This is a genomic window from Campylobacter concisus, from assembly GCF_003048905.1.
Lineage (GTDB): Bacteria > Campylobacterota > Campylobacteria > Campylobacterales > Campylobacteraceae > Campylobacter_A > Campylobacter_A concisus_V.
On record NZ_PIRO01000003.1, the window covers coordinates 109,479 to 122,315 of the forward strand.

A 12,837-nucleotide genomic window follows, 5' to 3' on the forward strand; every position below is an offset into this window, starting at 1 on the left:
AAAGATAATGCAAGATATAGCTGAAATTTTACAAGAGATAAAACGCGGTGTTGCCGAGATTATTGACTTTGAAAGAGTTGAGAATTTAATAAAAAACTATTATGAAAAAGGTGAAAATTTCTATGTAAAGGCTGGCTTTGATCCAACTGCTCCAGACCTTCACTTAGGTCACACAGTCGTTTTAAACAAGATGGCACTTCTTCAAAAGCATGGTGCGATCGTGCAGTTTTTGATAGGTGACTTCACTGCTCAAATAGGCGATCCAACCGGTAAATCAGCCACCAGAAAAAAGCTAGATCAAGAAACAGTTTTAAAAAATTCCAAGACTTACGAAGAGCAAGTTTTTAAAATTTTAGATCCAAAAAAGACCGTGATCATGTTTAACTCAAAATGGTCAAATGAGCTTGGAGCTGCTGGAATGATAGAGCTAACTAGTACATTTTCAGTCGCTAGAATGCTAGAGCGCGACGACTTTGAAAAAAGGATAAAAGCTGGCAGTCCAATTTCAATTTGTGAATTTATGTATCCACTTCTTCAAGGTTATGATAGTGTTGCGATGAAGTGCGATATCGAGATGGGCGGTACGGATCAGAAATTTAACCTTCTAATGGGTAGAACCTTACAGCGAACATATAATGTTGGCAAAGAGCAAGCTGTAATAATGATGCCTCTTCTTGAAGGGCTTGATGGTATAAATAAGATGAGCAAAAGTCTTGGAAACTATATCGGCGTAACCGAAAATGCAAATGATATGTTTGCAAAAACGCTTAGTATAAGCGATGAGCTAATGTGGCGTTGGTACGAGCTTTTAAGCACAAAAAGCCTTGGCGAGATAGAAAATTTAATGAACGATGTAAAAAACGGCAAGTATCATCCAAAAAAAGCAAAAGAGGACCTTGCGTACGAGATAACAGCAAGGTATCACGGCGAGGAAGCTGCAAAAGCTGCGATGGCTGAGTTTAATAGCGTACACTCTCAAAATCAGCTCCCAACTGACATCAAAGAATTTAGTCTAAAAGCACCAGTTTGGATCGTGGAAGCTTTATCGCAGTGTGAGTTAAGTGAGTCAAATTCTCAAGCAAGACGCGACATAAAGGCAAATGCGGTTAGCATTAATCAAGAAAAGATCAGTGATGAGCAGTTAAAATTAGAAGCAGGTGAATATATCTTGCAAGTCGGAAAGCGTAAATTTGCAAAAGTAAAGGTTGAATAGATGGAGTTAAAGCCATTAAAAATAGGAAAATATGAGATAAAGTATCCGATATTTCAAGGCGGTATGGGACTTGGTATCAGCTGGGACAAACTAGCTGGTAATGTAAGCTTAGAAGGCGGTCTTGGAATAATCAGCTCAGTTGGCACAGGATATTATGAAAATCGTAAATTTATAAACAAAGAGCTAAATGCAAAGCCATTTGGAAGTGAAAATTTCTACTCAACAAGAGGTCTTAGAGCAATTATTGAGAATGCACGAAAAATTTGTGGAGATTTGCCACTTGGCGTAAATATAATGTATGCTGCAAATGATTACGCAAGAGTGGTAAAAGACGCTTGTGAAGCCGGTATAAATATCATCGTATCAGGTGCTGGACTACCTACGAATTTGCCAGAATTTACACAAAATTTTAAAGAGGTTGCACTAGTTCCTATTATCTCAAGTGCAAAAGCGCTAAAGATCATCTGTAAACGTTGGCTACAAAGATATGACCGCTTACCAGATGCTGTCGTGCTTGAGGGGCCACTAAGCGGCGGACACCAGGGCTTTACTTACGAGCAGTGCCTTGATCCTGAGTTTTCGTTATTCAATCTAATCCCACAAGTAAAAGCTGAGATAAAAGAGTGGGGCGATTTTCCGCTCATCGCAGCCGGTGGAATTTGGGATAAAAATGATATCGAAAAAGCAATATCGCTAGGAGCAGACGGCGTTCAAATGGGTACACGCTTTATCGGCACTCATGAGTGTGACGCAGATATTGGCTTTAAAGAAGTGATACTAGCAGCCGAGGAAAAGGACATAGAGCTTATAAAAAGTCCAGTTGGCTATCCGGCTCGTGGGATTAGAACAAATTTGATAAATTTGGTAGAAAAAAGGATGGGACCAAAGATCCAGTGCATAAGCAACTGTGTGAGCCCTTGTCAAAGGGGCAAAGGGGCTAAAGAGGTTGGATATTGCATCGCTGATAGGCTGTTTGACTCATTTAGTGGCAAAAAAGAGACAGGGTTATTTTTCACTGGAGCAAACGGGTATAAACTAAAAGAGCTAATAAGTGTAAAAGAGTTAATGCACAAGCTGGTACATGGTGAATGAAACGAGCGATAATCCTCTTTTTTATTGTTTGTAATTTTCTTTTTGCTGCGACAAATTCAGAGATATTTGCAAAATTTGATAAAAATTTTGCCAGCTCAAGCAGAAGTGCAAAGATTAAATTTCACAACGATATAAAAGACATCTATGTCGACGCGATCATAAAAAACGATAAAAATATAAAAAAACAAGCACTCACAAGACTCATAACCAGCTCGAAATCGCTTGGTTTTGATTCAAGTGGGTATATAAAAGATCTAAATGCACTAAATGGCGTAAAGAGCGCTAGTACGCCTGGCACCGCTACTTTGACGCTGCTTAGTGCAACCAAGGTAAATGACACTTTGGTGCTTAAGTTTAATACAAAAATTGATACCGCAAAACTAAAAACATCCTTTTTAAAGCAGCAAAATACATATAAAAACATTATGGATATTGACGGTAGATTAAATGGCAATCCGCTAACTTATAAAAATTTCATATCTGATTACATTCACATCTCGCAGTATGATAAAAATACCGTTAGAGTTATTTTTTCTGATAAGATCCAAAAGACTATAAAAGCAAATGCAACAGGTGATTTACTCATAATAAGTACACAAAATTTTATCTCAAACGAAAATGTAAAAACGCCACTTCATAAAACTAAAAACAAAAATGAAGAAGTGCCACACAAAGAGCCTGAGCCAAATTTAAAGCCTCAGCCTGCACAAAGTGAGCCAGTGGCAGCACCTTTGCCACCAGTTGCGACTGGTAAATTTTCACGCAATAAAACGATCGTCATCGACCCAGGGCATGGCGGCACTGATCCAGGTGCAGTAAATGGCAAGCTTCAGGAAAAAACTGCGGTTTTAGGTGTAGCCAAAAAACTTGGCGACATACTAAAAGCACGTGGTTACAAGGTCTATTTTACTAGATCAACCGATGTCTTTATAAATTTAAGAACAAGAACAAAATTTGCAAATGATAAGATGGCTGATCTTTTTGTTTCTATTCACGCAAATGCCGCTCCAAATGCCACAAAGGCAAAAAGTATGCACGGCATTGAGACATTTTTCTTATCGCCTGCAAGAAGCGAACGTAGCAAAAACGCGGCTGCGCTTGAAAATAAATCAGATATCGAAGAGATGAATTACTTTTCGCAGCAGACGTTTCTAAACGTGCTAAACCGCGAGAAGATCATCGCGTCAAACAAGCTTGGCATCGATATCCAAAAAGAAATTTTAGCAAGTGCTAGAAAGGTCTATGCTGCAAGTGATGGTAGTGTGAGAGAGGCGCCGTTTTGGGTGCTTGTAGGCGCTCTTATGCCAGCAGTTCTTGTTGAGATCGGCTATATCACGCATCCAGTCGAGGGTGAAAAGCTCTTTAATGATGCCTATCAAAACGCTCTTGCAAATGGCATTGCAAACGGCATTGACGGATATTTTGCAAAAAATAGATGAAAAATGCAAATTTAAGCTTTAAAGGGCAAATTCCATTTAACGAGGAGTTTGGCGATATCTATTTCAATACCGACAAACCTTGGCTTGAGAGCGAATTTGTCTTTGCAAGTGCACTTGATGAAATTTGGCAGAGTAAAGATAGCTTCGTCATCGCTGAGACAGGATTTGGTGCCGGGCTAAATTTCTTCACACTTTGTAAGAAATTTAAAAATAGTTCTAAAAAACTTCACTTTGTTAGCATCGAAAAAAGCCCTATTAAAAAAGAAGATATTTTAAAAATTTATGAAAATTTAGGCATTTTTAAAGCTTATGCTAGAAAGCTGGTTTCGCTCTATCCACCTCTTATTGAGGGCATACACCGTATAAATTTTGCCCCAAATATCACACTTGATCTTTGCTACGGCGAGGCTAAAGAAATTTTACCTGAGCTTGATTTTAGCGCTGACATCTGGTTTCTAGATGGCTTTGCTCCAAGTAAAAATGACTCGATCTGGAGCGAAGAAATTTTTAGACAGATCGCAAGACTAAGCAGGGTTGGTACGATTGCTAGAACCTATTCATGCGCAAAAATAGTAAAAGACGGGCTAAAGGGCGCTGGCTTTTTGCTAAGCCTAAAAGAGGGTTACGCTAGAAAACGTCAGATGAGTAGTGCCGTGCTAGAGAAAAAGGATGAAAATTTAAAGGATGCTTGGTTTGTGAGATGCGAACCAGTTGCTAGTGTAAATGGTAAAACAGCGCTTATCATAGGAGCTGGCGTGGCTGGACTTGCAACAGCTGGCGAGCTAGCCAAAAATGGCTTTAAAGTGGTGATCGCCGAGGCAAAGGTCGAAGTGGCTACAAATGGCTCTGGTAATCACTGTGGCGCTTTGATGCCGTTAGCTACCAAGCCCGGGGTAAATTTAGGCCGCATGCATTTAAACGCATTTTTGCAAGCAGTGAGATTTTACAAGGCAACTTTGCCAAAAAGCCTTATTAAATTTAGTGGCTGCATCGACTACGCATTTGATGATGAGCTCATCAAAAGATATGGCTCGTGGCAAACTCAAAGCGTAGAGGATATTTTTAAATTTGATGAGAACTTAAAGCCATATCCTGGGATATTTATAAAAGACGGTGCATACGCTAGGCCAAGAGAAATTTGTAAATTTCTCTCAAGCAACTTTGAAATTTTATTTAATCACGAGTATGAGAGTAGGGCGCATCTACAAAACGGCAAGATTAGCGTTAAATTTAAAAACGGCAAAAGCTTGGAGGCTGACATCTTGGTCTTTTGCACTGGCAGTAAGAGCAGTGAAATTTTTAATGGCTACGACATGCAAATAAGTAGTGTCCGTGGCCAAGTAACCCACTTAAAACCAGTGCTAAAAAATGCCATGCCGCTAAGCGCAAAAGGCTACATCTGCCCAGTCATTAAAGGAGTGCAAGTTATCGGCGCTACTTATACCAGAAATGAAATTTGTGATACGCCTAAAGTTGAGGATAATACTAAAAATTTAAGCGATGTAAGCGAGTTTTTCGACATCAAAAAAGCCACCATTATCGGTTCACGTGTGGGATATAGGAGCTATAGTGGAGACAGATTTCCGATAATTGGCGCCTTGCATGACGAAGAATTTTACAAGCAAAACTACAAAGGGCTATTTTGGAGCAAAAATAGAGATAACAATCCAAAAGCAAGCTACGAAAAAAATGTCTTTGTAAATTTTGCTCACGGCTCGCGAGGTCTTTGCACAGCAATACTTGGAGCAAATTTGATAGCTGATCTTGCGCTTGATCGCCCACTTTGTATAGAAAGATCGCTATTTCATGAGCTTCATCCAGCTAGATTTTTGATAAGAAAACTAAAAAAGGGATTAAAATTTTAAGAGAGAATTAGCAGAAATTCCTAGCACAAGATACTAGGAATTTCTTGTAAGTTTAGGCTTAAAGCCTTGTTTTCATCTTTTCAAATTCATCTTTTATAATTTGCTCGTGAGGTTCGCTCGTCATTTTATTTATCGCATCTCCCCAGATGCTTACGCTAATGATCGCTATGCAAGACGCTATGATGCCAGGCAAAATTTCATAAACATAAGCGTTTAGCCCTGAAGTGATCCAAAATATTACTGTCGCACCTCCAGCTATCATACCAGCTAATGCTCCGAGTGCACTCATGCGCTTCCAGTAAAGGCTAAAAAGCAGCACCGGTCCAAAGCTCGCACCAAATCCAGCCCAAGCGTTGCCAACGACGTTTAGAACATTATCTGTCGAGATAAAGGCGAGTATGGTAGCAACTATGGCTACTACTACGACAGCATAGCGACTGATCGCTGTTTGTGTATTTTGACTAATCTCTTTTTTATAGAATGCAAAGATAAAGTCCTTTGTTACCGAGCTAGATGTAACTAAAAGCTGACTTGAGATGGTACTCATTATCGCTGAAAGTACAGCTGAGATGATAATGCCTATAAAAAATGGTGGGAAAAGTAGCTCACCAAGCTTTAAAAACACCGTCTCAGGATCACTAAGACCGCCTCTTTGACTAAAGTAGACAAAGCCGATAAGTCCGCTCATAATCGCACCAAGCAACCCAATGCTCATCCAGCCAATGCCGATCCTTCTTGCTTTAGCAAGCTCTTTTGAATCGCGTATCGCCATAAATCTAACAATGATATGTGGCTGGCCAAAATAGCCAAATCCCCAAGCCATAAGTCCTAAAATTCCCCAAAAAGTTTGATCTCTAAATGGATTTAGGTGATTTGCATCAAGCTTGCTTATCTCTTTTAGTAAATTTGTATCACTTGGCAAGTCTAAATTTAGATATGCTACGACTGGGATCGAGACTAGGACACAAAACATCAAAAGCCCCTGAAATGCGTCAGTTATACTAACTGCTTTAAATCCACCAAAAAATGTGTAAAAGACCACGATGACAAGTGTAAAGACCGCTCCGTAGGCAAATTTTAAACCAAAAAAGCTCTCAAATGTCTTTCCTCCAGCGATGATACCGCTACTTACATAAAGTGTGAAAAATATCAAAATGATAAGACCAGAGATGATTCTTAAAATTTTAGTCCTATCTTTAAAGCGATTTTCTAAAAAGTCTGGTATCGTGATGCTATCACTCGCAACTTCAGTGTAAATTCTAAGCCTCTTTGCTAAAAATAAATAGTTGCAGTAAGCTCCAATGATAAGACCGATTATCATCCACACATTTGCTATGCCAGTTGCGTATAATGCTCCGGGCACGCCAAGTAGCATCCAACCACTCATATCAGAAGCACCAGCACTAAGTGCAGTAACTACTGGACCCATTCGACGGTTATCTAGCAGATACTCGTTCATACTTGCATTTTTATCGTAGAAATATCGTCCGATAAAGAGCAAAAAGCCAAAATAGATGGCGATGGCTAAATAAGACCCAAAGCTCATAAATTTCCTTTCAAATTAAGATAAATGGCTTATGTTAATATAAATTTTTTTAAATTACAACATTCGGTGCCGATCCTTAAACACTTTTAAGCAAAATGATATAAATTTTTTCGTATTATTTAAAGCCATATTTTAAAGAGAAGGACAAAGTTGAAGGCTCAAAATTTAGCTAAATTTCTATTTTTTATAATAATTGTCTCACTTGGAGCATATTTTTTCTATCCAAGAAATCTTAGTGAGGCTCAAGAGATCGCTTATATCAAAAGTTATGGAGTGACTTTAGGGCTTACTATAGGCGGTATTGCCATAGGCATAACACTTGGATTTACCTTGGCGTTTATTAAATTTTTAAATATTAAAGTCTTAAATTTTATAATCGATGAATATATCGATATCTTACGTGGAACACCTGTAATACTTCAACTTTTAATATTTTCAGTTGTCATTTTTGCAACATGGAGTGATAATTTTTATGTAGCTCTCATCGCACTTGGACTAAATAGTTCTGCTTATGTGGCCGAGATCGTGCGAAGTGGCATAAACAGTGTCGATAAAGGACAAATGGAAGCGGCTCGTGCGATGGGCCTAAACTACTATGTTTCGATGCGCGAGATAGTTTTTCCACAAGCTACAAAAAATATCTTACCAGCTCTTGCAAATGAGTTTATCTCACTTTTTAAAGAGACATCAGTCGTGGGCTATATAAGCGTCGTTGATATCACGATGCAAAGTAAGAGCTTGCAAGCGGTCTTTTATAGTCCAGAGCCAGTCATTTTTACAGGCATTGTCTATTATGTGAGTGTTAAATTTTTTACACTTTTGACAAAACTACTTGAGAGGAGATTAAACCGCCATGATTGAGATTAAAAATTTAAACAAAAGTTATGGCGATTTGCGTGTTTTAAATGATATTAGCATAGATATAAAAAAGGGTGAAGTTATAGCAATAATTGGTCCAAGTGGTGGTGGAAAAAGTACATTTTTACGCTGCATAAACCGCCTTGAGGAGCCAGATAGTGGATACATAAAGATAAATGGCGAAGATATCCTCAATAAAAAATCAGATATAAATAAAATTCGCCAAAAAGTGAGCATGGTTTTTCAGCACTTTAATCTTTTTGCAAATAAAAACGTCTTGCAAAATTTAACCCTAGCTCCGATAAAAGCGGGAATTTTAGATAAAGCAAGTGCAGAAAAAAGAGCCGATGAGTTACTAAAAAGCGTGGGTCTAAGCGATAAGAAATTTGCCTATCCACACAAGCTCTCAGGCGGACAGAAACAACGTATTGCGATCGCTAGAAGCCTAGCGATGGAGCCAGAAGTGATACTTTTTGATGAACCGACAAGTGCGCTTGATCCTGAGATGATCGGAGAGGTGCTTGATATTATGAAAGATGTTGCTGCAAGGGGCATAACGATGCTTGTGGTTACCCATGAAATGGGCTTTGCAAGGAATGTAGCAAATAGAATTTTCTTTATGGATAAAGGCAGAATCGCAGTTGATGACACACCAAAAAATGTCTTTACAAATCCGCAACATGAGCGTTTAAAAGAGTTTTTAGGCAAAATTTTAAATCATTAAAGGAGTAGAAAATGAGTAAAATTTTAAAATTTTTGATGGCAAGCTTGGTTTTATTTTTACTAGGTTGTGGCGATGATGCTAATAAAAAAAATGCAGTAAATAATGCCGAAGAAGCTAGTAAAAATGTAGTTTATAAAGTTGGCTCGAGCGCTGATTATCCACCTTTTGAATATCTTGATGAAAACAATAAAATTGTTGGCTTTGAGATAGATTTATTAAATGAGATCACCAAAAAAACTGGAATAAAATTTGATGTTGCAAATATGAGCTTTGATGGACTAATATCAGCATTAAAAACCGGTAAAATTGATATTGCCATAAGCGGAATGAGTGCAACTGATGAGAGAAGAAAATCGGTTGATTTCACCAAGCCATATTATTTTTCAGAAAATTTATTTATCCGCAAAAAAGGCTCAGATGTAAATAAAGACAACCTTAAGGATAAGAAAATTTCAGCCCAAGTAGGAACATTGCAAGAAGAAGCAGCCAAAAGCATAACTACTAAGTCGATACCTGCTGAAAATGTAGCAGCTGCCATCATGTCACTAAACGCTGGTAAAATCGACGTTGTACTAACTGATAGTCCGATAGGGGTTGAATATTTAAAACAAAATCCAGATTTGGAAGAATTTTTAAGAGTTCCTGATGGCACGGAAGGATTTGCAATGGCGTTTGATAAAGGCAAACACACTGAGCTTATCAAGAAGATAGACGCAGCAATCGATGAGCTACAAAAATCTGGCGAATTTGACAAAATGCTAGATAAATATGGATTAAAGAAATAAATCTAAATACAAAATTTGCAGAGAAGCAGGAATTCTCTGCAAAAAACTCACTTTTTTCTAATTTTTAAAATTTAACATCTTTTAAAAGTAAAATTAATAAAATGACTTAATTATTTTCAAGGAGAAAAAATGGAGCTTCTCAGGATGAGAACGGCATTTATTTTAAATGTGCTATTTTCTATTTGCATGTATCACAATTTTGTTAAAAAAATCCTAATAATTAATAAAGCTAAATTTAAATTAAAATTTTACATAAATAGGCTAATCAATATTTTTTATAAAAGCAACCAAAAGTATTTTTTGGTTGATGAATTTTAAGTATTAAAGTCGTATGACTTTATTTTTTGAAGCAGATATTAAGAAAAACTAAAAGGAGAGAAAATGAATAATCTAGGTATTAAATCTAAGATTATGGCGATAGTTATCGTCAGTCTTATTGGCCTTGGTATCATGAGTGCATACATGCTAAATGGTATCTTAAAAACTCGCTCAAAAGCAGAATTTAGCGAGAAAATCGTGGATACAATAATCAATCAAAATAATTTTATCCATGAGATGCAAAAAGAACGCGGATTTAGCTCAGGCGTGTTAGCAGGAGGGGATAATAAAAATTTATTAGAGCAGCGTAAAAAAGTAGATGCTGCGCTTGATAAGCTTGAAGAGAAAAATGAAATAGTTTCAGAGATAAATAGTATCCGCTCAAATGTAGATCAAAAAAGTGGCAATGATCTAATTAGCCGTATAACAAAAATTTTAAGAAAAGAGGTCATTGCTATAAATGGATATAGTGATAAGCTCGAGCCTAGCTTGGTAGATGATCTAAAGCGTATCATTATTGTTGGTGAGATAAAAGAGTCTTTTGGTATTTTGCGTGCTACTTTAAATGGAATTTTTACTAAAAAGAGCATAAGTAAAGATGACTATAACAAAGTAGTTGCACTAAATAGCGTCATAAATAAATTTATGCAGGATTTTGACGATTACAACCCAAAAGAATTTAGCGATGAATTTGATGCCATCGCTAGAAAAAAGGCTGATTTTGTAGATGCTATGAATATTATTAAAAATGTAGTTGCCACTGAAGATGCATCTTATGATGCAGCGAGTTGGTTTTCAAAGATAAGTGTTACGATAGATGCTATGAGAGAGCTTGAGCTTAAGCTGCTTGATAATATGCAAAAAGATGCAAAGCGAATTAAAGGCGAGGCAGATACCGAACTTATTATAAGTTCTATTGTGATTGCGATTTGTATTTTGCTTATGTTGCTAGTATCTACATTAATAGGTAAAAACCTGATCTCTGGTATAGATCAGACTAAAAATGGCTTAGTTAGATTTTTTGACTTCTTAAATTATAAATCTAATAAGGCTGAATTTTTAGATCGTAGCGGTAGCGACGAGATCGGACAGATGAGTGCACTGATTAATGAGAATATCAAACAAATAGAGGCAAATTTATCTGAGCAAAATAATTTCATTAAAGAAGCAAATACTTTTGTAAATCAAATCGGCAAAGGTAACTACGTAGCTCAGCTTAACGCAGATACTTCAAATCCTGCACTTAGCCAGCTAAAACAAACTTTCAAAGACTTACAAATCGCACTTAAACATGCTATTGCGGAAAATGGCGACGACGTGTTAAATCTACTAGAAAGCTTTAAAAAACAAGACTTTACTAAAAGGCTTGAAGATGATGGCAAAATGGCGGTTGGTATAAATGCTCTTGGTGAAGAGATAGCCAAGATGTTAAGGGCAAATTTAGATCAAGCCCATGTGCTAGAAGAAAAGGCTGAGGCTTTAAGTCAGTCAATGAAAGAACTAACTCAAGGCGCAAATGTACAAGCAAGCTCACTTCAAGAGTCTGCTGCCGCAGTAGAGCAAATGTCAAGCTCAATGAATGCAATATCTCAAAAAACATCTGATGTTATTAGACAAAGTGACGAGATCAAAAACATCATAACTATTATTAGAGATATAGCTGATCAAACAAATTTACTAGCTCTTAATGCCGCGATCGAGGCAGCACGTGCAGGAGAGCATGGTAGAGGCTTTGCGGTTGTTGCAGATGAGGTTAGAAAACTAGCAGAGAGAACTCAAAAATCTCTAACAGAGATCGAAGCAAATACAAATGTACTAGCTCAATCAATCAATGAAATGAGTGAATCTATAAAAGAGCAAAGTGAGGGAATCAATATGATAAACCAATCAGTTGCGCAAATAGACACACTTACAAAAGAAAATGTAGTAATTGTCAATAAAGCAAATGAAGTAACATCTGATGTTGACGATATGGCTAAGGCGATAGTAAACGAAGTTAGAAAAAGTAAATTTTAATCTTTGACTTACTCTTAGAGCTCCTACTATTCCATCCCTTAAAATAATTAAGGGATGGAACTTATCTATAAAAATTTATATGCTACTTTGCTATACGATTATTTATAGCATTTTTCTTTTATTACGGATTTAAACAATTTTTAATAGAGAAATACTGATAATTAAGCCACTAAATCACCTTAAAGGACACTATTATGAAAAAGATCTTTGCTCTTTTACTCACAGCTTTTGTTGCTCTTTGTGCAAATGAGCTAAAATTTGGCACAGCGGCGAACTATCCGCCATTCGAATATATTGATGAAAATAATAAAATAACAGGTTTTGATATCGATCTTATCGATGAAATTTCAAAGCGTGCAGGTTTTTCATATAAGATAGTAAATATGAGTTTTGACGGCCTTATCCCAGCACTTAAAGCTGGCAAAATAAATGGCATTATAAGTGCGATGAGTGCGACTTCAGATAGATTAAAGTCGATTGATTTTACAAAGCCATACTATTTAACTGAAAACCTCTATCTAAAGAAAAAAGATAATGACGCATTAAAAGCTAAAGAAGAGCTAGCTGGCAAAAGAGTTGGCGTGCAACAAGGCACCGTCCAAGAGCTAGCAGCAAATGCTATAAATGGCGTAAAAGTAGTGCCTTCAGAAGATATTGTGCCACTTATCATGGGATTAAAAGTTGGTAAATTTGACGCAGTCATTCTTGATAGCTCTATCGGATACGGCTTTATCAAGAAAAATCCAGAACTTGAGGCATTTTTTAAAGAAGTTGATGGCAGCGAGGGCTTTTCAATAGCTTTTGATAAAGGAAAAGAGAGCGCGTTAATAGAAAAAATAAATCAAATTTTAGATGAAATGAAAAAAGACGGAAGCTACGAAGCTTTACTTAAAAAATACGATCTAAAATAACCTTCTAGCCTGCAAATTTGCAGGCTTATGCTAAATTCTGCTTTGTCTATCGATTAAAATTAAAAAGGAA

The 12,837-nt window shown here is 36.9% G+C and carries 10 protein-coding genes and 1 pseudogene; 10 read left to right on the forward strand and 1 reads right to left on the reverse strand.

Going from position 1 to position 12,837, the window contains the following annotated elements; all coding sequences use genetic code 11:
• The first annotated feature begins 7 nt into the window (after window positions 1–7).
• The 4 genes from tyrS to mnmC are packed head-to-tail and all read left to right on the forward strand — an operon-like array spanning window position 8 to window position 5,609.
• Window positions 8–1,213 carry a tyrosine--tRNA ligase gene (gene tyrS / locus CVS95_RS07680; protein WP_107696171.1) on the forward strand — a complete coding sequence of 402 codons (1,206 nt, stop codon included), beginning with the start codon at window positions 8–10 and terminating at the stop codon, window positions 1,211–1,213.
• Entirely contained in the window at window positions 1,214–2,305 is a 1,092-nt protein-coding gene (locus CVS95_RS07685) for a nitronate monooxygenase (RefSeq protein ID WP_021091713.1), read from the forward strand. It abuts the gene before it with no gap.
• Complete coding sequence (locus CVS95_RS07690) at window positions 2,302–3,744, forward strand: N-acetylmuramoyl-L-alanine amidase family protein (RefSeq protein ID WP_107696172.1); 1,443 nt, start codon at window positions 2,302–2,304, stop codon at window positions 3,742–3,744. Before CVS95_RS07685 ends, CVS95_RS07690 begins: the two co-directional genes overlap by 4 nt.
• On the forward strand, window positions 3,741–5,609 hold the full coding sequence (mnmC, locus tag CVS95_RS07695) for a bifunctional tRNA (5-methylaminomethyl-2-thiouridine)(34)-methyltransferase MnmD/FAD-dependent 5-carboxymethylaminomethyl-2-thiouridine(34) oxidoreductase MnmC (protein WP_107696173.1): 1,869 nt from the start codon (window positions 3,741–3,743) through the stop codon (window positions 5,607–5,609). Before CVS95_RS07690 ends, mnmC begins: the two co-directional genes overlap by 4 nt.
• 58 nt (window positions 5,610–5,667) lie before the next feature.
• Here mnmC and putP read toward each other — a convergent pair whose 3' ends face one another.
• Window positions 5,668–7,155 carry a sodium/proline symporter PutP gene (putP, locus tag CVS95_RS07700; RefSeq protein WP_107696174.1) on the reverse strand — a complete coding sequence of 496 codons (1,488 nt, stop codon included), beginning with the start codon at window positions 7,153–7,155 and terminating at the stop codon, window positions 5,668–5,670.
• Between the two features lie 150 nt (window positions 7,156–7,305).
• Here putP and CVS95_RS07705 point away from each other — a divergent pair, with 150 nt between their 5' ends.
• From CVS95_RS07705 to CVS95_RS07730, 6 genes and pseudogenes are all read left to right on the forward strand, one after another.
• A complete protein-coding gene (locus CVS95_RS07705) occupies window positions 7,306–8,016 on the forward strand; it encodes an amino acid ABC transporter permease (protein ID WP_087583958.1) in 711 nt (236 codons plus the stop codon).
• Complete coding sequence (locus CVS95_RS07710) at window positions 8,009–8,737, forward strand: amino acid ABC transporter ATP-binding protein (protein WP_107696175.1); 729 nt, start codon at window positions 8,009–8,011, stop codon at window positions 8,735–8,737. Before CVS95_RS07705 ends, CVS95_RS07710 begins: the two co-directional genes overlap by 8 nt.
• Window positions 8,738–8,748: 11 nt before the next feature.
• Entirely contained in the window at window positions 8,749–9,522 is a 774-nt protein-coding gene (locus CVS95_RS07715) for a basic amino acid ABC transporter substrate-binding protein (protein WP_087583956.1), read from the forward strand.
• 555 nt (window positions 9,523–10,077) lie between these two features.
• A pseudogene (locus CVS95_RS09995) lies at window positions 10,078–10,689 on the forward strand (nitrate- and nitrite sensing domain-containing protein); the annotation flags it as partial.
• Window positions 10,690–11,403: 714 nt separating this feature from the next.
• A complete protein-coding gene (locus CVS95_RS10000; protein WP_374048485.1) occupies window positions 11,404–11,856 on the forward strand; it encodes a methyl-accepting chemotaxis protein in 453 nt (150 codons plus the stop codon).
• A 194-nt stretch (window positions 11,857–12,050) separates the two neighbouring features.
• Window positions 12,051–12,767 carry a basic amino acid ABC transporter substrate-binding protein gene (locus tag CVS95_RS07730; RefSeq protein WP_107696178.1) on the forward strand — a complete coding sequence of 239 codons (717 nt, stop codon included), beginning with the start codon at window positions 12,051–12,053 and terminating at the stop codon, window positions 12,765–12,767.
• Window positions 12,768–12,837: the final 70 nt, after the last annotated feature.

Bases quoted from the DNA above. Each gene is read 5' to 3' on its own strand.
- CVS95_RS07690 (WP_107696172.1), top strand. From the start codon at position 2,302: ATGAAACGAGCGATAATCCTCTTTTTTATTGTTTGTAATTTTCTTTTT.
- putP (WP_107696174.1), bottom strand. From the start codon at position 7,155: ATGAGCTTTGGGTCTTATTTAGCCATCGCCATCTATTTTGGCTTTTTG.
- CVS95_RS10000 (WP_374048485.1), top strand. From the start codon at position 11,404: ATGTCAAGCTCAATGAATGCAATATCTCAAAAAACATCTGATGTTATT.
- CVS95_RS07715 (WP_087583956.1), top strand. From the start codon at position 8,749: ATGAGTAAAATTTTAAAATTTTTGATGGCAAGCTTGGTTTTATTTTTA.
- CVS95_RS07730 (WP_107696178.1), top strand. From the start codon at position 12,051: ATGAAAAAGATCTTTGCTCTTTTACTCACAGCTTTTGTTGCTCTTTGT.
- CVS95_RS07685 (WP_021091713.1), top strand. From the start codon at position 1,214: ATGGAGTTAAAGCCATTAAAAATAGGAAAATATGAGATAAAGTATCCG.
- tyrS (WP_107696171.1), top strand. From the start codon at position 8: ATGCAAGATATAGCTGAAATTTTACAAGAGATAAAACGCGGTGTTGCC.
- CVS95_RS07710 (WP_107696175.1), top strand. From the start codon at position 8,009: ATGATTGAGATTAAAAATTTAAACAAAAGTTATGGCGATTTGCGTGTT.
- mnmC (WP_107696173.1), top strand. From the start codon at position 3,741: ATGAAAAATGCAAATTTAAGCTTTAAAGGGCAAATTCCATTTAACGAG.